At 69.6% G+C, this 19,241-nt stretch carries 16 protein-coding genes; 3 read left to right on the top strand and 13 right to left on the bottom strand.

The window, feature by feature from the left end; translation table 11 throughout:
- Positions 1-99: 99 nt before the first annotated feature.
- On the bottom strand, positions 100-351 hold the full coding sequence (locus ABZ412_RS07430; protein ID WP_357277512.1) for a hypothetical protein: 252 nt from the start codon (positions 349-351) through the stop codon (positions 100-102).
- Between the two features lie 160 nt (positions 352-511).
- Positions 512-1,834 (bottom strand): GDSL-type esterase/lipase family protein, encoded by a 1,323-nt coding sequence (locus tag ABZ412_RS07425; RefSeq protein ID WP_357277509.1) that lies wholly within the window; start codon positions 1,832-1,834, stop codon positions 512-514.
- Between the two features lie 404 nt (positions 1,835-2,238).
- Between ABZ412_RS07425 and ABZ412_RS07420 the strand changes: the two genes are divergently transcribed.
- Positions 2,239-3,009, top strand: coding sequence for a GNAT family N-acetyltransferase (locus ABZ412_RS07420; RefSeq protein ID WP_357277507.1), 771 nt, complete (start codon positions 2,239-2,241; stop codon positions 3,007-3,009).
- Positions 3,006-3,239 carry a translation initiation factor IF-1 gene (infA, locus tag ABZ412_RS07415; RefSeq protein WP_357277505.1) on the top strand — a complete coding sequence of 78 codons (234 nt, stop codon included), beginning with the start codon at positions 3,006-3,008 and terminating at the stop codon, positions 3,237-3,239. Before ABZ412_RS07420 ends, infA begins: the two co-directional genes overlap by 4 nt.
- 46 nt (positions 3,240-3,285) lie before the next feature.
- On the opposite strand, the gene ABZ412_RS07410 is transcribed toward infA, so the two are convergent.
- The 11 genes from ABZ412_RS07410 to ABZ412_RS07360 all read right to left on the bottom strand — a co-directional run bounded on the left by ABZ412_RS07410 (position 3,286) and on the right by ABZ412_RS07360 (position 17,214).
- Positions 3,286-4,146: an amidohydrolase family protein gene (locus tag ABZ412_RS07410; RefSeq protein WP_357277502.1), complete on the bottom strand. Its 861-nt coding sequence runs from the start codon at positions 4,144-4,146 to the stop codon at positions 3,286-3,288.
- Between the two features lie 80 nt (positions 4,147-4,226).
- Positions 4,227-5,405 (bottom strand): glycosyltransferase, encoded by a 1,179-nt coding sequence (locus tag ABZ412_RS07405; RefSeq protein ID WP_357277500.1) that lies wholly within the window; start codon positions 5,403-5,405, stop codon positions 4,227-4,229.
- 13 nt (positions 5,406-5,418) lie between these two features.
- The gene (locus ABZ412_RS07400; protein WP_357278144.1) at positions 5,419-6,711 is read right to left on the bottom strand and encodes a glutamate-1-semialdehyde 2,1-aminomutase; all 1,293 of its coding nucleotides are present in this window, start codon (positions 6,709-6,711) and stop codon (positions 5,419-5,421) included.
- A gap of 19 nt (positions 6,712-6,730) precedes the next feature.
- Positions 6,731-8,035, bottom strand: a complete 1,305-nt coding sequence (locus ABZ412_RS07395) for a GNAT family protein (RefSeq protein WP_357277498.1) — start codon at positions 8,033-8,035, stop codon at positions 6,731-6,733.
- On the bottom strand, positions 8,032-9,360 hold the full coding sequence (locus ABZ412_RS07390) for a glycosyl hydrolase family 28-related protein (RefSeq protein WP_357278142.1): 1,329 nt from the start codon (positions 9,358-9,360) through the stop codon (positions 8,032-8,034). Before ABZ412_RS07390 ends, ABZ412_RS07395 begins: the two co-directional genes overlap by 4 nt.
- Positions 9,361-9,437: 77 nt before the next feature.
- Positions 9,438-10,739, bottom strand: coding sequence for a Wzz/FepE/Etk N-terminal domain-containing protein (locus ABZ412_RS07385; RefSeq protein ID WP_357277495.1), 1,302 nt, complete (start codon positions 10,737-10,739; stop codon positions 9,438-9,440).
- The gene (locus ABZ412_RS07380) at positions 10,730-12,106 is read right to left on the bottom strand and encodes a hypothetical protein (RefSeq protein ID WP_357277493.1); all 1,377 of its coding nucleotides are present in this window, start codon (positions 12,104-12,106) and stop codon (positions 10,730-10,732) included. The genes ABZ412_RS07385 and ABZ412_RS07380 overlap by 10 nt, the downstream gene beginning before the upstream one ends.
- Before the next feature lie 87 nt (positions 12,107-12,193).
- The gene (locus tag ABZ412_RS07375) at positions 12,194-13,198 is read right to left on the bottom strand and encodes a glycosyltransferase (protein WP_357277491.1); all 1,005 of its coding nucleotides are present in this window, start codon (positions 13,196-13,198) and stop codon (positions 12,194-12,196) included.
- Positions 13,195-14,478 carry an oligosaccharide flippase family protein gene (locus ABZ412_RS07370; protein WP_357278140.1) on the bottom strand — a complete coding sequence of 428 codons (1,284 nt, stop codon included), beginning with the start codon at positions 14,476-14,478 and terminating at the stop codon, positions 13,195-13,197. Before ABZ412_RS07370 ends, ABZ412_RS07375 begins: the two co-directional genes overlap by 4 nt.
- Positions 14,479-14,962: 484 nt before the next feature.
- Complete coding sequence (locus tag ABZ412_RS07365) at positions 14,963-16,156, bottom strand: glycosyltransferase family 4 protein (protein WP_357277489.1); 1,194 nt, start codon at positions 16,154-16,156, stop codon at positions 14,963-14,965.
- A complete protein-coding gene (locus ABZ412_RS07360) occupies positions 16,153-17,214 on the bottom strand; it encodes a glycosyltransferase family 4 protein (RefSeq protein ID WP_357278137.1) in 1,062 nt (353 codons plus the stop codon). Before ABZ412_RS07360 ends, ABZ412_RS07365 begins: the two co-directional genes overlap by 4 nt.
- A 342-nt stretch (positions 17,215-17,556) precedes the next feature.
- Here ABZ412_RS07360 and ABZ412_RS07355 point away from each other — a divergent pair, with 342 nt between their 5' ends.
- Positions 17,557-19,164: a serine/threonine-protein kinase gene (locus ABZ412_RS07355; RefSeq protein WP_357277486.1), complete on the top strand. Its 1,608-nt coding sequence runs from the start codon at positions 17,557-17,559 to the stop codon at positions 19,162-19,164.
- Positions 19,165-19,241: the final 77 nt, after the last annotated feature.

The raw sequence follows: 19,241 nt of genomic DNA, 5'->3' as shown, positions 1-19,241 counted from the left end.
GGGTTTGATGTAACTCGGAGGCGCACTCGGCAATTCACGGGCAACTGGTCAATTGTCCTGAGCGGCCGCTCACTTGTTTCGATTGCGAATTGATTGCGGTTATTCGTTGACGCAACGGACGTCGCCGTCGGCGGCTTGGGTCACGATCGTGAACGGCGGACACTGGCGGAGGTTGCCCCACTCGCCCTCGATGCACGAGTCGTAGGTGTGCGGATCGGAGGTCGGCACGCGGTCGCCGGAATGGCAGCCCGCGCTCACCGGAGTCGCTCCCGCGGAGCCCGCGCCCAGCAGGGGCGCGCTCAACGCGATACCGGTGACAACAATCCCGGTCGCCACTCGACGGCGATTCATCGACCTCCACCTTTCCTCGGTGTTACTCATCAGTAGGTACCGAGTTCAGTATGACGATCGGTCTACTACGGAGTGAAGCCGACAAGAGTCACACTTGCCGCGACCGGGGAACGGCCGCCGTCCCGCCATGATTCGAGTCACACGGGAGGGCGGTGCGGGGTCAGCGGCAGCGGCCGCGAAAGACGCTCAGATCGATGGCCTCGGCCATGGCCTGGTAGCCGGCCGGGTTGGGGTGCAGATTGTCGGCGCCGGCGTAGCGCGGCGCGAGGACATCGGGGTCGGCGGGATCGCGCAGGGCGGCGTCGAAATCGATGACGCTGTCCGACAGGGTCTGGGCGCGGATCCACGCGTTGACCCGCTGCCGCACCGGCCCGGCGAGGGGCAGGGTGGCGATGCCGTCGGAGAGCGCGTTGCCCGCGGGCATGATCGTGCCGAGGTGCACGGCCAGCCCGGCGGCGTGCAGCTGCGCGATCAGGTCGGTGTAACCCGCGACCAGCTGGTCGGCATCGACGCCGATCGGGACGCCGAGATCATTGATGCCCTCGAGGATGATGACGTCGGTGACTCCGGCCTTGGCGATGGCGTCGCGCTGCACCCGGCTCACGCCCGACGGACCGAACTGCGGTATCAATCCGTCTCGGGTGACCCGGTTTCCGCTGATCCCGGCGTCGACCACGGTGAACGGCAGGCCCGCCTGGTCGATGCGGCGTTGCAGGAAGTCGGGGTAGCGGACATTGCGGTCCACCACGCCCGGGTCCTGCGGCACACTCAGGTAGGTCGCGCCGACATAGCCGTCGGTGATCGAATCCCCGAACGCGACAATGGTCGACGTGGTGCCGGGCGCCTGGACGTCGAGGCCCGACAGGAACGGCATCGAGGTGGTCGGCAGCGGCAGCGCCGCGCCGGACGGTTCGTCGGTGGCGTCGCCGGCGAGCGGCAGGCTGTAGTAGCTGGTGGCATTGGCGTTGAAGTGCTCGGTCGGCAGCACCGCCAGCCCGGGCGCGTACACGCTCACCGCCAGCGGTTGAAAGGCCTCGAACGTCAACTCGATCGGATCGCTGACCACCTCACCGGCCGCGGGCACCGTGACGCGGGAACTCCCGTCGAAGCTCACCTCCCGCAGCGTCTCGCCGCGAATCGCCGCCCCGGCGGCCTGCTCGGCAATGGTGACGTGCGCGAATTCGACCGGTACCGGCCGATTCTGGTTGCTCAGATGAATCCGCAGAACGGATCCGCCCAGGTGCGGTGTCGCGACCAGCCGGAACGTCTGTCCGCCCACATGCGCCTGCGGCACCATCGACGGATCCACCGCCCCGAAGGCGTCCGAGGGCGCGGCCATCCATCCGCTCACCCATTGCGGCGCATCGCATCCCGGTGTCTCGGCTCCGGCCGTACCTCCCGGTCCGCCGACCGTCATCGCGGCCACGACCGCGACCGACGCCGCGACACCGGCATTGCGCACACCCCACCCACGAGACGCCATAGCGACCACCATCACCCGACCGAACTGGACATTTCGGCCAACGTATCGGTCGAAGATCAACCGCGTGGCCGATTCCGGGGGATTGATTGTCAGTGTGCGGTGCCCTCTCGATCGCCGGTCGGGGCCGGGTCCGGTCGCAGCGCGGCGAGGCGGGCCGGGTCGACGAGCAGTGCGATGGCGGTGACGCGGTCGCCGGGGGCCGGAACAACCGCAGGTAGAAAATCGGTGGGCAGGTGGGGGAGTGGCCTGTTAGCGTGCTGACCACCGTGACATCAGGCGAGGAGGTGAGACCCGTGCAGACAGTACCGATGTGGGGGCTCCCCCTCGTGGTCGCGGATGGGCGAACGAACTAGTCGTCGCCGGGAGCGCCTCTCCGCGTAGGCAATCCCGAAAGGTGACGACCGATGAACACCAATTCTGTAGATATCCGCCGGGTCGAATCGACTCGGTGGGAAGCCGTCGAGAACGACCGGGTGGTCGCGTGCGGCGAAGTTTCCCGACGGCCCGATGGGCGGCTGTTCGCCAGCATCGACGCGTGGCACGACGACGTCTTCGATCAGATCGCGGCGGCCATGCTCGCCACCCTGCGACGGCCACTGCACACCGTGGTCGACGAGGCCGACGACGGACTGCTGTCCCATTGGGGGCGAGCGGGTTTCGTGACCCGGAGGCGGGAGTGGGAGTACTCGGTGCCCACTGCTCCCGCGACCACCGGACTGGGGGTTGTGACACCACCCCCGGACATCACGGTGGTACCCGCGGGCAGCGCGGAGGAGGAACCACTGCGCATCGTGGACCGGTTCATTCGCGACGAAGTCGAATCGACGATCGGCTGGCAGGAGATGCCCGCCGAGATCCTGTGCGGGCCTGGCGGTGACACCGTGGTGGATCCGAAGCTGTACGTGGCCGCCGCACAGGCCGATCGCTATGTCGGACTGCTGCGCGTGGTCCAGGTGACGCGCTTGCCGCGCATCGGATTGATCGCCGTGCGGTCCGATGCCCGGCGTCGCGGTATCGGCCGGGCCATGCTGTCCCAGGCGCTGAGCGCATTGCACGATCGCGGAATATCCACCGCGACAGCCGAAGTGAACGAGTCGAACGGTCCGGCCCTGGCACTGTTCGACAGTGTCGGCGCGCGCCGGGTCGGCGGCAACCTGGAACTGGTGCTGCGATGACGAATCCGGGCCGGAAAGGAAAGGGCATCGAGATCCAGGGCACCGTGGTCGAATGCCTGCGCAATGCCACGTTCACGGTGGAACTGCCCAATGGGCATCGGGTCCTGGCGCACATCAGCGGCAAGATCCGGAAGAACTACATCAAGATCCTGCCCGAGGACCGGGTGCTCGTCGAGCTGAGCCCCTATGACCTGAATCGGGGGCGAATCCTGTTCCGGTACAGGACCTGACGGGAGAACGGGGCGGCGCTCGGTCGCCGCCCCGTCGACTCCGGGTCTATTGCGGCCGATAGGTGTCCAGGGCGTTGGTGCGGTAGAAGTACTCCGCCTCCTGCTCGGTGGCATCGGTGGTGACGGCCTGATCGATGGTGGTGACCAGTTCGGTGTAGGTCCCCGCCATCGAGTCCACCGGCATGTTGGAGGCGAACATCAGTCGCCGCCAGCCCCACAACGCCACACTCGATTCCAGCCAGTACTCGACCGTCGGCCAGGACAGGTCGCGGCAGATCAGTCCGAACCCGGACAGTTTGCACAGCCACTGGGTCTCCTTGGCGGCCAGGGAGATCGCGTTGTGCCAGGCGGTGCGGGCCTCGGAGGAGCGGCCCTGCGGGAAGCCCAGATGTTCGAGCACCACCCGCAGATCGGGGTAGCCCGCCAGGAAGTCGATCCAGTCCAGGATCTCGCCGGGCTGGGCGACCAGATCGAAGACCGCGTCGTGCTCCTGCAGCCAGCCCACGATGGTGTCGGCGGCGGGCGTGTTCGGCGACAGCCCGGCGAAGGCCCGGATGCCGCGCAGCCGCGGGGTGCGGGCCTGCTGGTCGAGGTGATCGATCAGTTCGTCCGTGGGCAGGGTCGGGTCGATGCCGCCGACCAGGGCGAACGGCCGCGGATCGGCGTCGGCGATGCCGTCGGCCCACCGGGTTTCGGCCAGGTACGCGTGCGGCGCGGTGGTTGCGGACACGTGCACCAGCCCGTCCACCCGGATGCCGCCGAGGCCGCGGTCGAAGTCGGCCGGTAGAAAGTTCTGCGCGATCTCGGGTTTTCCGGCATCGACGAACCTCGCCAAACTCGGGTACCAGGCGTGTGCGCTGGTGTCCCACAGGTGCATGTGGGCATCGACGAGGGGGACGGTGGGCATGTTGGCTACTCCTGGACCATGATGACGCCGCCGCTGACGCTATCGAGCGCGATGGCTTTTGCAGATCCATGAATAGTCGGTCAGCGGGAATTGCGCGACACAATGTCGGCGATTCGGGTGCGGAACGCCTCCGGGGAGAAGGTGGCGGCATGCTTGCGGATGGTGTCGGCGTGATAGGCGGCCGGGTCGAAATCGCGCATGGCGCGCGCGAATCCGTCGGTCACCTCCGCGTCGTTCCCGGCCGGGACGTGCTCGCCGGAGATGCCGGGCACCACGGTGTCCAGCGCGCCGCCCGCGCCGACCGCGAGCACCGCCGCGCCGCAGGCCATGGCCTCCACCGGGACGATGCCGAAGTCCTCCACGCCCGGCATGAGCAGCGCGCGGCAGCGCTGGTACATGTCGAGCAGGACGTCATCGGGCGCCGCGCCGAGGAAGGTGGTCTCCGGGCCCGCCATCGCCTCGAGCTGCTGGCGGTAGCGGCCGCCGCCGAGGATGACCAGCCGCACCCCGGCCCGCTGGGCGGCGGCGATGGCGAGGTCGGGTCGCTTGTAGGGGACCAGGCGGCCCGCGAAGAGGAAGAAGTCCTCGCGCTCGATACTCGGATCGGGGGCGAAACGGGCAACGCGCACCGGTGGATTCACCACCGACGCGGGCAGGTCCCACCAGTCGCGGACCCGATCGGCGACCGCCTGGGAATTGGCGACCACGTGCGCGAGCCGGGGCGCGGCCCGCAGTTCGTTGCGCCGGGCCAGCGCGCCCAGACCGGTCAGCACGGCCTGCCCGGCCCGCCCGCCCGCCTCGCGGGCCCGGAACGCGCTGTCCCAGGCCCAGCGGGCCGGACTGTGCACGTACGCGATGACCGGTGCGGCGGTGGCGAAGGCGGCCTGGGTCGCGAAGGCGTGATGGCTGACCACGACCGCGTCGTAGGCGTTGTCGAGAGGGAGGGCGCGAAAGGCCCTCGGCGCGAACGGGAGCAGCGGGGCGTGCGAGCGTCGCCCGCCGGCCGCGTAGGCCCGCGACAGCCAGGTGTCGCGCACCAGCTCGCTCGCCGGCGTGGACAGCGCGCCCGGGCCGCCCGTGCCGGAAGTCCCGGGGCTCAGTCCCGCGGCCTCCAGCAAAGTGCGGGTGCACCGCGGGTCGGTGATGGGCGCGAAAACCGGTGCGCCGGGCCAGGTCTTCATGAACTCCGCGACCACCGCCTCGGAGCCGCCGTATTCGGTGAAGCGTTCGTGGACCAGCGCGATCCGGGGTGCCGACATCAGAACTCCTCGATCAATCCGCGAGCCGGCGCGGTGCGGCCGTGCGCCGCAGTGCCGGGGCCACCGGCCGCCCGGCGAGCAGCCCCGTGACCGTGCCCTGCTCGAGCGCCTTGCGGTAGGTCGTGGCCGCCGACTGGCAGGCGTCGACGGTGTGGTCGATATCGGCGGCGGTGTGGGCGGCCGAGTTCACGAAGGACTGGCCCAGCACCCCGCGATCCAGCAGCTCCTGCAGGAACAGCGTCCGGAAGGGTTGCGACGGAACGCCTTCCGGGTCCCGGGTGAGGAACACCAGGCACGATGGTCGGCCCGCCACCTCCAGATGGTCGGCGATGCCCAGATCGGCGGCGATGGCGTTCACCCCGGCGGCCAGGCGGCTGCCGGAGGCCTCCATGCGCGCCACGGGATCACCGTCGCGGTAGGCCTGGACGACGGCCCGGAAGGCCGCCAGCGACGCGGTTTCCGGCCCGTGCGTGGTGGACAACAGGAACACCCGGTCCGCGTCGGTGCGCAGACCGCCGAGTTCCATGTATTCGCGCTTCCCGGCCAGCGCCGAGAGCGGGAAGCCGTTGGCCATGGCCTTGCCCCAGCACGACAGGTCCGGCACCACCCCGTAGAGCTGTTGCGCCCCACCGGCCGACCAGCGGAACCCGGTGATCATCTCGTCGAAGATCAGCAGGCAGCCGTACCCGTCGCACAGGGCGCGGACGCCTTCGAGGAAGCCCGGCGCGGGATCGGCCAGGGCCGTGGCCTGTTCGAGGACGACGCACGCGATGTCCTCGCCGCGCAGCACGGCTTCCAGCGATTCCAGGTCGTTGTACCGGAACTTCACGGTCGGGGCGGCCGGGATCCCCGCGTTCATCTCCGTCACGCCGATGAACCAGTCGTCCACCGAGAAGAACGGCTGATCGCAGATCGCGACCTTCTCCCGCCCGGTCGCCGCGCGCGCCAGCCGCACGGCCGCGGTGGTCGCGTCGGAGCCGTTCTTGGCGAACTTCACCATGTCCGCGCCCGGCACCAGACGCAGGAAGTCCTCGGCCGCCGCCAGTTCCAGCTCGGTGGGCCGCGAGAAGTTGACGCCGTCGGCGATGGTCCGCGCCACCGCCTCGACCACCGGCGCGAAGCCGTGGCCCAGGGTCACCGAGCGCAAGCCCATGCCGTATTCGACGTACTCGTTGCCGTCGGCGTCCCAGACCCGGGCGCCGTTGCCGCGCACCAGGATCGGGGCCATGTCCTCGGGATACTGGTCCGCGCCGCGGGCGTAGGTGTGCGCGCCGCCCGGCACCAGTTCGTGCAGGCGGGCCTGCATCGCATTGCTGCGCCGGTAGTCACGCACGGTGATCACCCCCGGCGGTGATGGCCCACAGGTCGTGGTCGCCGCGGTGTCCGTCGAGTCCGGTGTAACTGCGCATGGTTCCCTCCTTGTGCAGGCCCGCGTCGGCGGCGACGGCGGCGGACGCGGTGTCCGCGGCCGCCACGGCCGTACTGACCCGAAACAGTCCGAGCCGGTCGAAGGCGTAGCCCAGCAGTGCCCGGATGGCGGCCGTGCGCACGGCGTCGTCGGCGCGGGCGGGATCGGCCCACAGCTGGATCCGGGCATTGCGATCGAACAGGTCGAGGTCGAACAGCCGGGCGGTGCCGGCGTAGGCGCCCGCGACGTCGAGGACGAACAGCAGACCGGCGGGGGAGCGGACACCCGCTGCGCTGAGGGCGATTTCGCGTAGCCACGCCGTTCCGCTGCTACCGATTCCGTCGGCGGTCACGGGTCCCGCGTTACGCACCGCGGCGGCCCGCATCGGGCCGTCGGCGGGCCGCGCCGAACGCAAGACCACCCCGTCGTGACCGGGCAGCCGCAAGGTCACCGGCCGGGCGGGCAGCAACTGCCGCGCGGCTCGCCACGCCTGCCCGGCGCGATAGCGGGCCTGGACGCCGAAAACCATGGCGGTATCGGGCATTACCGGGTCGGGCAGAGTGTCCTCGGGCCTACCGGGCGGCGCGGGCGGGGTGCGGTGTTCGAGGGTCCGTTCGGTCCACATCTCGGTGAAGCCCTTGGGCGGGATCTCCGCCCGCGTCATCGACCACAGATCGTGATCGGCGCGCGCCCCGCCGACATCGAAGTGCAGCCGCATCCGGCCCTCGCGCACGAACCCGATCTGCACCGCGCCACTGGTGGCGGCCGCGTTCCCCGGCGAGATGGGCGCGTTCACGCGCTCCAAACCGAGTGCGTCGAAGGCGAAGTCGAGGATCAGGCCCGCCGCGATGCCGCCGAAACCGTGCCGCCCCAGCCGCGCGTCGATCCAGATCCCCATCTCGCCCTGCTTGGCCCGATCGTCGATATTGCCGATCTCCACCTGCCCGGCGAAGCGGCCGTCGATCTCGATGACGGTGGCCACCCGATGGCCGGTGCGCGCATTGGTGGCCGCCTCCAGACACTCACGCACCCAGGCCTTCTCGGTGTGCCTTTCGGCCCAGCACAGGGGCGAGGTGTGCCAGAACGGTTCCAGGAAGGCTCGATCCCGCAGCCGGAGCGCCCGCCACTGCGGAAAGTCGGTGTAGCGCGGCAGCCGCAGCAGCAGGGTGCTGCCGTGTAATCGCGCCGGTCCCAGACGCAGTGCCGTCGGCGGCCCGCTCACGAGTGTGGCCGCTGCTTTCCCAGCGACGTGGTCTTGACCGCGCCGTCGGTCCCCACCGACATCCGCCAGTACACCCCGGCCGAGTCCTTCAACACGATTCCCCCTTCGCTGCGATCGGAAAGATAAGCCCCACTGTTCAATACGGCCGACAGCACGGTGCCGTCGCGGTCCTGGACCTGGAAGATGTCGGTGCCGGGCTGGAAGGCCTGTGCCACCGTGGTTCCGGCGAAGCGGGCCCCGTGGATCGCCCCGCGCCCGATCACGTGCCAGCCGTCGGGGAAGGACTTGGGGTCCACGTCCTCGAACGACCCGGAGATCAGGTTGATGGCGGTGCCCTCGGACACGCCCTTGGGATCGACCCGCACTTCGATGGGCGGTGCGTCCAGATCCGGATCGAACTGCACATTGGCCAGATACGGCTGGCGGCAGCGGATCAGGTCCAGGCACACCTTGCGCGCGGCCACCTTGCAGTTGACCAGACCGAACTGGGCGGGTCCGCCGGCCGGGCCGCCGATGGCGAGCGCGGTGTCGGCCCCCTCGAACCACACATTGGTCAGCCACCAGTCATTGGCCGGGCCGTCGACGAAGACGTGCTTGTCGGTGGTGCGGGGGTCGTTGTCGGAGACGAATTCCACATTGGCCATGGCCAATCCGGCATTGTGATCGCCGCCGGTGCCCAGGACGCCGATGCGATTATTGGTGAGCTTCGACGAGGTCACGTAGTTCTGGATGCAGGAGGTGACGATCCCGTAGCCGAAATTGTTGATGTCGGAATTGATGACGGTGGTGCCGCCGGTATTGCGGTCCAGCACCAGTCCGCGCTGCTCCTGGAACCGGGGCGCGTTGTCGCTGAGGTGATTGCCGCGCAGCACCACCGAATCGAAGGTGCAGCGGAAGCACTCCGACAGCCGCACGGCGGTGGCCTTCGGACCCGAGAAGTAGAAACCCAGGCGGGAGAAGCGGACCCGCTGTTTGCGCTGCAATGCGATGAAGGTGTCGTCGCCGTCGTAGCTGATGGTGGTCACATCCGCGCCGTCGCCCAGCACTGTCGCGTAGTCCGACAGCGCCGGGAAGCGGGTGAGCACATACTGACCGGCCGGAATGTAGAGCACCAGCGGACGCCCGCTCACCGCCGCGGCCTTCTCGAAAGCTTCGGTGTCGTCGGCCTTCCCGTCCCCGACCGCGCCGAAGTCCTTCACATTGCGGGCCGAGGGCTGATCGGTGACGTGCGGGGACCGGAACTCGGTGCCGTCCCCGGAATCCCCGCTCGAGCACGCTGCCGCCACCGGCAGGACGACCGCGGCCCCCAGCCCGGCCATGAGCATGCGCCGTCGCCGCACGCCGCTGCTGGTGTTCGCCTCGCCGTCCGGTCCCGCCTGGTCGGACCCCCCGCCGCCCTCGATCACCGCTTCACCAGATCGAGGGGATGGCGGACCAACTCTCCGACGCTCTTGTGCGGCCGCGAGAACACCACGGTCCCGATCATCCGTTTGTTGTCGTGGCCGAAGGTCGCCACCGCGCCGCGCACCTGATTGGAGGTGGTCTGGCCGAGTTCGATCACGCCGATGGTGCCGTCACAGCGCCGCGCCAGCGCGATGGCGTCGGCCGCCGCGGTCACCGGCGCGCACTCCACGATGATGTGGTCGAACTCGCTGCGCAGCTTGGACATGATGTCGGCGAACCGCTCCGAGTCGAGCAGGTCGGGGGTGCGGAAATCCACGCCGCCCAGCGGCAGTACATTGATCCCCACCTCGGGCCAGGGCATGACCGCGACCGATGGATTCCCGTTGCTGCGCAGCAGTTCCGAGAGCCCGGCCGCCGCGGCCGCGGGCGTGCGCCGGGTGGACCCGTGCCCGGTGGTGTCGGCGTCGACGAGCACCACCCGCGCGCCGGTGTCGGCGAAGGTGCGCGCCAGCCCGATCGCCACGTCCGGTTCCGAATGCGGGGACAGCGAGGTCAGTAGCAGGCTTACCAGTTCGGGATCCTCGGTGAGCCGGGTCCGCAGCCGCCGGAGCTCCCCGGCCGCGCCGGGCCGTCCGTCGTCCACGATGCCCAGGATCGGCACCGGGAGAAAGGCTTCCAGCTCGGTGGAGGTGCGCACCCGCCTGTCGAGCTTGTCGCGCACCACCGCCGCGCCCACGCCCAGCATCAGCCCGGCCAGCACGCCGAGGATGTAGAAGCGCTTCTTCTGCGGGGCGCTGGGCTGGGTCGGGGTCTGCGCCTTGTCGATCACCTCGGCGCGGGCCGCGGGCGCCGCGTCGGTCTGGGTGACCTCGAGCCGCGAGACCAGCGCCCGGAACTGGGAGACCACCTCGTCGGTCAGGGCGCGCGCTCCGGCCGCGGTGGAGTCCTTCACCGTGATGACGATGATCGTGGTGGCCGGGGGTGAGACCGCGGAGATGCGGCCGCGCAGATCGTTCACCGAGGCCTTCAGGCCCAGCTGGTCGTGGACGTAGGTGGCGACGGTGACGGAATTGGCCAGGTCGACGTACGAGCGCACCCGCTGCTGTGCGGCCAGCCCGCCCTGATAGGAGTCGTTGACCGAGGTTCCGGTCGCCATGGACACATACACCGAACTCGTCGCCGTGTACTCGGTCGGCAGGGTGCTCGCGTACCCGTAGGCCGCCCCCGTGCAGATCACCACCGCGGCAACGATTATCGGCCAGCGCCGCCGCAGCAGTCGCCAGTAGTCGATCAAACCCATTGCGCTGTCCTCGTTTTCCCGGATGGAACACCGACCCCCGGCGGCTGCTCCACTCGTCTTCGGAATTCACCAACAACCAGATACGCCGTCCAGGCCAGCACCACGGCCTGCAGGTATTTGCCGAGCATCTCGACGGTGCCGAGGATGCCGCGCTCGAACAGCACGGGCACCTCGATCACCGACAAGCCGAGAATGGCCATGGCCAGGTACTTGCTGTAGAGGGCCCGGATCCAGATCAGCAGCAGCACGAACGTGATCGTGACCCCGACCGCCACCCCGAGGTAGCCGCCCAGCACATAGCCCTCGTTGATATTGCCCTCGGCCAGCGACACCTCCACCGTCGACATGTCCACCGACCCGCCGCGCACCTGCTCGGCCCAGGCCGCGCCGGAGCGGAACTTCTCCGCGCCCAGCAGCTGGGTGGGAATCAGACTCTGGAAGGCGTGCACCGCCACCTGCTGCGGCGTGAGCCACGAGTGGGGGCCCGCGAACCAGGCGTCGGTGGCGGCCTCGAGCAGATCGAAGCGACGCAGCATGCTCAGGAACGGGTGCACCACCGCCGGATACTGCGCATCCACCTGCGCCGCTTCGGCTTTGGCGGCGGAATCGGTCTTGAGCGACTGCAGCCAGCCGAAGCCGCCCAGCGCCAGCGCGATGATGCTCAGCACGCCGACCACAGTGCGCCTGGTCCAGCCGGTCATGGCGAAGCGCACGGCGATGGCCAGGGCGGCGCCCATGATCGGCGTCTTGGACTGCACGGTCGCGGTCCACAGCAGTTCACCGCCGACGAGCGCGCCGACCACCAGCAGCGTGGTGCGGCCGGAGTCGCTGCGGAAGAACACGATCAGGCCGACCGCGCCCAGGGTGGCCAGGATGGTGACCAGGTTGATCAGCGGATTAGGGCTCTCCAGTTCACCGGCCTTGCCGGTGGAGCCGGTCGCGTAGGCGGCCAGCCGGCCCAGGGTGCCGACGCCGTAGAGCAGGAACAGGGTCTGGGTGAAGACCGGGTCCCCCGCGAAAGGCGCTGTGCGCGGCGGAATCCGCGGCGGCCGCGACCGAACCCACAGGACGTAGGCGATGATCAGGCCCGCGTAGAACCACAGGCCGAAGATCACCGGCTGCAGCACCGCCGCGATGCCGTCGTCGTAGCCGTACTCGTACAGCCGCGGATCGGGCACATTGTCGCCGAACCCGGGAACGGGTTCGACCCACAGCAGCACCACCGGCCGCGCGATGAACGACAGCGACCAGTGCGCGGTCTGCGCGATGAGGAACACCCGGGCGACCCCGGGCAGGAACATCGCGGCCACGACGATTGTCGCCAGCGCGGCGGCGACCAGGAATACGGCGAACTGAGCGGAGGTCATCACTCTCCCATCACCCCCTTATGTCCGCCGGGCGGGTCGCGGCGTTACCCGCTTGCGGGAAGGTCTTTTTCGCCCGGACCGCGCGGTTCATGCCAGGGCGTCGACGATCTCGCGGGCGCGGTCGGCGTAGCTGTGCGCGCCCGTGACGATGCGGTGGTGCCCGGCCTCGGCGACCTTGGCGGCCTGCTCGGGATACTTGGTGCAGCGCCGCAGGATCTCGCGCAGTTCGGCGGGGCCGGAGAACAGGTAGCACTCGGCGTCGTCCTGGAGCAGTTCGGCGTGCTCGTCGGTGCGTTCGCCGACGAAAAGCCCACCCGCGGCGGGGACTTCGAAGGTGCGACAGGTGTGGGTGTCGCGGTTGTCGGAGTTCAGCAGCACCAGGTTGGCGGTGACCGCGGCGACGGCCGCGGAGAAGTGCTCGCCGTAGACCGCGCCGCCGACGTCCGCGCCGGTCTGCCACAGCGCGCGCACCCGCCGCCAGCCGGGGCCGCGCAGCAGCATGTCCCCGTGATGTTCACGGGCCAGCGAGACCAGGAGGTCTTCACGATCGGGCCGGACCGCGCCGATGAAGCCGAGCAGGAATCGGCGCACCGTGCGGCGGGCGGTGATGTGGTGCAGCGCCGGATCATAAGCACTACGAACGAATTTCACGTGCCGCGCGCCACGGGCGGTGAGCTCGGGCACGTTGTGCCACTTGGTGGTGACGATGAGGTCCCATTCGGACTCGTGTGCCAGGTATTCCGGGCTGGTGTTGTACGGATTGGAGACGTCATCGGGGCTGTAGTGCGCATGCAGACCGGCGCGGGCGCCGAGCAGCCGCTGCTGATCCAGGTGCACGGACTTGAACGCGAACAGCACATCCGGCGCGAATGTCTGTGCGGCGCTGTCGATCTCGCGGTGCAGGGCCTCGACATCCCAGGGTGCGCGGCGGTGGGCGAACTTCGAGTACACCCACGGCGGCGACAGGCGGGCGGGCAGCGTCACCGCGGTGGTGTCGATGACGACCACCTCGTGTCCGGCCTGCCGGAATCCGTCGGCGAGGGAGCGCGCGTTGCTGCCCACCCAGTCATCCCCGACGAAGAGAACCTTCACGCCACATCCCCTTTGGTCAGCAGTGCGGTGGCCGGTTCGATCGGCCCGTCCCGCCGGGCCCGTTCCCGGACCATGAGCCAGCGCACCCGGATGATGTACCACAGCGCGACACCGAATTCCGCGGAAACGGTGCCATAGACCAGGCTCCACACCGAGCCGGTGCGCATGGCCACCACCAAGGCCGTCGCCGCGACGCAGGTGCCGATGATCGCGCCGATCAGCACGCCCATGGTGTCCTGCTTGACCGGCAGGACGGCGGTGGTCACATACGAGGTGATGGTGGTGGCGGGCAGAATGAGGATCTCCACGCGCAGCAGCGAGATCGCGCCGGTGAAGTCGTCGGTGTAGATCAGGTGGATCAGGGTCGGCGCCAGGATCCAGACCGCCACCACCGCCAGGCAGGCCAGGGTCACGCAGCCGACGATCATCTGAATCTGATTGCGCCAGAACTGATCGTCGCCGCTGCGCCGGGCCATGCGCGGCAGCAGGGCGAAACCGATCGGGTCCAGGGTGGACTGGATGGCGCGGACCAGGCGGTCGCCCGCGGAGTACAGGCCCAGCGACGCCGCCTCGAGCACCGCGCCGTAGACCGCGGCCGAACCCTGACCGTAACCGGTGACCAGCAGCCGGGAGGTGAAAATCGGTGCGGCCATCCGCAGTACGGCCGTCACGCCGTAGGGCCGGGCGGGCGGGCCGAACCGGCGGAAGGAATCCCACCAGGTCAGCGAGACCGTGGCGATCGAGGAGATGAGCAGGCACAGCACGGCCATGGACGCGCTCGGGAAACGGGGTAGCAGCCCGACCAGCAGCGCCAGATAGGCGATCCGCCCCACGCCCTGATACATGGTGGAGGTCCCGAACCTGCCCTGGCCGATCAGGAGCCAGTCCTCCGACACCGACCAGAAGCCGCCGGCGAACAGCCCCAGCAGCACCATGTGCAGTTTGGGGGAGACCCCGACGGTCATGGTGGCCAGCAGGGCCGCGCCGATGATGGTCAGGGTGGTGGCGCGGATGGCGAGATAGGTGCCGCGCAGGCGGTTCACCTCGCGGTGGCCCGGATCATCCTCGGGGACCTTGGCGGCCAGGAACGAGGTGACGCCGAGGTCGACCACCAGCGAGCCGATGAAGTACGAGGACATGCCGATGGCCAGCAGGCCGGTGCCGTGCGGGCCGAGCATGCGGGCCAGCAGCGGGACCGTGACCAGGGTGATGACGTATTGGCCGTACTTGCCGAAGGTCACCAGGCCGATGTCGCGGATGATGCCGCCGATGCCGCCCAGGCCCGAGGACGGTTGTCTACGGTGTTTACCGGTGTCGGTGGAATGATCCGCGGCGGAATCGGATTCGCCGTCGGCGGGGCGGTACGCGCCCGACGCGTCGCGCTGCGGGACGATGACGGGCAGCCGGACGGTCGGTGGTTCGACCGGGTCGCCGTAGAAGGTGGGGAGCACCGGTCCCCGCGAGGGGGCCGCGTAGCGGGCGGCGCGGGTCTCCTCGAACGACGCCCGGCCGAACGCGGGCCCGCGGTCGAATCCGCCCGGGCCGCGACCGGTTCCGCTCTCGTACCCGGGCGCGCCGGCGCGGGCGGGCCGGTGTGCGGCCGGGCCGTGGTCGCGGCGTGATTCGTCATGTTCGAAGGCGGTGGCCTGGTGGTCGACCTCGGGGATGCGGTGCCGCAGGTGGCGGCGCTGCCGCAACCGGCCCAGCGTGCCGAGACTCTCGATCTGAACGGTGGGCGGGTCGTAGGGGAACGGGTCGGTCGGATCATCCACGACGCCACCGCTTTCCGGGCAGGCCGGTGAGGAAGTCGGTGACAGTCCGGGCCGAGGCGGCCACGTCGAAGTCCCGTGACCGCAGTCGCGCGGCGTCGGCCAGCTTGGCGCGCAGTTCCCGATCGGCGATCAGGCGGTCCAGGGCGCGGGTCAGTTCGGCGCGGTTTCCGGCGGTCACCAGCAGGCCGTTCACGCCCGGGTCGATGATCTCCTCGGGGCCGCCCGGCCGGGTCGCGATGACGGCGCAGCCCGCCCGCATGCCCTCGACCACGACCTGCCCGAATGGCTCGGGCAGCACCGAGCAGTGCACGAGGATATCGGCGTGGCGCAGATAGGATTCCGGGTCGTCCACGTGGCCGGTGAAGGTCACCGGCAGGCCGAGGGCGGTGGCGTGCATCTCGAGTTCGGCGCGGTAGGACTGCTCGTCGAAGAACGTGCCGCCGACCAGGAACACCTCGCGCGGCAGGGTTTTCACATCGGCGAGGGCGCGCAGGAACAGATCCTGGCCCTTCCACGGGGCGAGGCGGCCGACCACGGCGATGACGGTCTCGGTGGCGGGACGCTGACCCTGCGGGCGCGCGTCGCCGAAGATCCCGGAATCGCCGGCGAATTCCACGGATTCGTCACCGGCGGGAAACTCGACGCCCGGGTAGGCGACCACGGCCCGGCGGCCCCAGGTGTAGAGCGAGGCCAGGGTGCCGCGGCTGTTGGCGATGACGCCGCGGGCAACCACCCAGCCCAGCACCCGGATGATCAGTGCCAGCGCGCGGCCGAAGTAGTCGCGGGAGACCCGGTCGTGCACATGCCACACCAGCGGCACCCCCGCCCGGCGCGCGGCCACCGCGCCCATGAGCATCGCCTTGGTGCTGCCCGCGACCAGGACCGTGGCCTCCAGTTCGCGCACGGTCGCGCCCAGGGTCCAGCCCAGGCGCAGCAGGCCCGTCGCGCCGACCAGCAGGCTGCGGACACCGGCCTTGTCGATGGTCATGGCGCGGGAGTCGAAACCATTGCGCACGACGCGGGTTTCGATACCGCGCTCGGCCATCAGCCGCAGCATCGGGCCGTCCTCGGTGTACACCACGGCGGTGGAACCGGCCGGCATGGCCGAGACCAGGCGCAGGGTCGCCAGTTCGGCCCCGGAAGGCGCCGCGGTGTGTGCCAGGAAGACGGCCTCGAACGCGTTCATCGAGCGGTGAGCTCCGCGTACAGGTCACGGTGCCGCCGGGCCGCGGCGGCCCACGAGAACGTCTCGGCATGGGCGCGGCACTGTTTCGGATCCGGCCGCACACCCTCCAGCGCCGCTACCAGCCGGGCCGCGAGCGCTTCGGCATCGCCCGGCGGGACGATGAGCGAGGGGTCGAGGTCCCGGACCGAATCCGGCAAGCCGCCACAGTCGGAGACGACGGGCGGGCGTCCGGCGGCGAGGGATTCGAGGGCGATCAGGCCGAAGCCCTCCAGAGCCAGCGACGGCACCACGGTGAGATCGGCCCGGGTGTAGAGGTCGGTGAGCTCCGCGTCCGGCACCGTGCCGGTGAACCGGACGGGGGAGTGCGCGTCCTCGCCGAACAGGCTCCTCGCCAGTGCTCGCAATTCGGTCTCGGCGGTTCCGGTTCCGACGATCACCAGCCGCGCGTCCGGATGCCGGGCGGCGACCGCGGACCAGGCGCGGAGCAGGACGTCGATGCCCATGCGCTTCTCCAGCCGCCGCACACACAGCACGATCCCGGAGTTCGCCTCCGGCTCGGTGGCGGTGAAGCGGTCCAGATCGACGCCCGGCGGAATCACCCGGACCTTGTCCGCGCGGATGCCGTAGTCGCTGACGAGCAAACGCCGGAAATGGTCGGACAGCACGATGAATCGGTCGGCGCGGGCGTAGCGCGAACGCTCGACGAGGTACTTGGCCCGGACCGCGCGCGGACCCTCGCCCGCCATGCGACTCTCGGCGGCCCACGGTCCGTGGAAATGGACCACCAGTGGGTTCCGCACCGCGGCCGGACCGTACAGGCAGAAGTGCCGGTCGATCACGGTGTCGCGGGTGAGCGCGTCCCGATCCACGAACGCGGTGCGGGCGCGATCGAGAGTGGAGCCGCCCGTCGGTCCCCAGGAGTGCGCCCCGGCGGGTGCGTCGCCGAAAGCTCGTGCGCTGAGCGCTATTCCGCTGTCGCGGGCGAGCGCCTGATAGAGATCGGTGAAGTACCGATTCAGTCCCCCGTGAGCGGCCGTGAACCACTCCGACCCCGTCATGAACACCCGAATGGGCCGTGTCAAAACCCTCACCCCCGGGTCCGTCACCCACATTCGGACCGACATCCCGATCCGAACGCCCTTGCAGCGCAAGTGTATGCCAATCCGGGGGTGGAGGAGGGTTAACGGACGGCAATCAATCAACTGACCAGTCCGCATGGTGAGAAGATTCAAATCCTGCCGGGGCGGGCCGGAACGAATCCCGAATTATTTTGTGACACACAATAAGTAATTCACTTCTATCCGGAAAAGTATGTCGGGTGATTAACGCCCGCGTCGCCGAACAGGATCTGGGTTACGGTGATCGACGGGAATGATGTGGTCGGAGAGGGCAGGCAGGCTGTGGGGCGCACACTCGCGCAAGGGCAGGTATTCGCGGGGTACACCATCGAACGGCTGCTCGGCGTCGGCGGAATGGGCGAGGTGTACCTCGCCAAGGACCGCGACCTGCCCCGATCGGTCGCACTGAAACTGCTGGCCGCGGGCAAGGCCGACGATCCCGAGGTGCGGGCCCGCTTCCTGCGGGAAGCCGATACCGCCGCGCGGCTGTCGCATCCGAATATCGTCGCGGTGTACGCGAGGGGCAACGACGACCACCGGCTCTGGATGGCCATGCAGTACGTCGAGGGCACCGACGCGGCGGCCATCCTGCGCGACGGCCCGGTGCGCCCCGACCACGCGGTGCGGATCATCCGCGAGACCGCGCGGGCGCTGGACCACGCGCACCGGTCCGGTGTGCTGCACCGCGATGTGAAACCGGCCAACATCCTGCTGGCCTGGGGGACCGAACAGCAGGTCTTCCTGGCCGATTTCGGGATCGCGAAAGCGGTCGACCACACCAGCACGCTCACCCGCACCGGTGAGATGTACGCCAGCTTCCAGTACGCCGCCCCCGAACAGTTCGAGCTGCGTGGCGACACCGACCACCGCGCGGACGTGTACGCGTTGGGCTGCACGCTGTTCCACATGCTCACCGGGCAGCTGCCGTATCCGGGGGAGAGCACGGCGCAGCTGGTCGCGGCCCACCTGGGCGCGCCGATTCCGCGGCCGAGCCAGGTGCACGGCGCCGTGCCCCCGGCCTTCGACGCGGTCATCGAACGCGCGCTGGCGAAAAACCGCGACCACCGCTTCGGCACCTGCGGCGAACTGGCCGCCGCCGCCGAAGCGGCGCTCACCGCCACCAATAGGGCGCACGGGCCGTGGATGCGGCAGGAGGTCCCCGTCACCTTCACCGGGGCGACGACCCAGCCCGGCCCGGTCGGGCAGCCCGGCTCCACGCGGGAGCGGTTCGAGCAGATGCCGACCCGGCTCGATGCGCGGTCGGGACCGCGCTATCCGATCGTGGGTGGCAGTGGGCCGCGCGAAATGGATCGCGCCGCACATCGGTTCGCGACAGGTGCGCCCGCCGCGCCCGCCTCGGGTCGCGGTCGCAAGCGGCTGATCGCGGCCTTCGCCGTCGCGCTGGTGGTGGCCGGCGGTGTCGGCCTCGGATTCGGCACCGGCGCGTTCCGTTCCGTGGCCACCGGCGGTGGCAGCTCGGACGGTCGGACGCCGGTCCCCGCGGCCGCGTCGCAGGAGGCCGCGGTCCAAACCGCCTGTGACTACGGCAAGCTCATGAGCTCCTACGACTACGGCGATGGCGACGGCTGGCAGGCCAAGGTGATCGCGGGGGCGACCGGCCAGTGGAAGTCGCAGGCCCAGACGCTGTTGCCGACCATCCGGCTGCTGCTCGAGAACGACGCCGAACACACCTGGTCCGACACCGCGGCGTGCACGGTGACCTCCGGCGGCGGCACCCACTACGAGCTGGCGGCGGACATCACCGAGCTGACCGCCGCCACCAAGAACACCCCCGACAAGGCCAAGCATCAGAACATCACCATGTCGATGGATTACGTGGACGGAAAGTGGCTGTGCAGCAAGTGGGTCAGCCCCTTGTTTCCGAGCTGACCGAAATGGTCGTGCGCCCAGTTATGATCTTGCGGGCGAATCGATTTGGCGCTGCTCGGGCCCTTCGCTCCTGTAGC

Origin of the sequence: Nocardia sp. NPDC005746 (assembly GCF_040630785.1) — a bacterium.
In the GTDB taxonomy this organism is placed as follows: domain Bacteria; phylum Actinomycetota; class Actinomycetes; order Mycobacteriales; family Mycobacteriaceae; genus Nocardia.
This window is presented reverse-complemented; position numbering and strand designations above follow the sequence as displayed.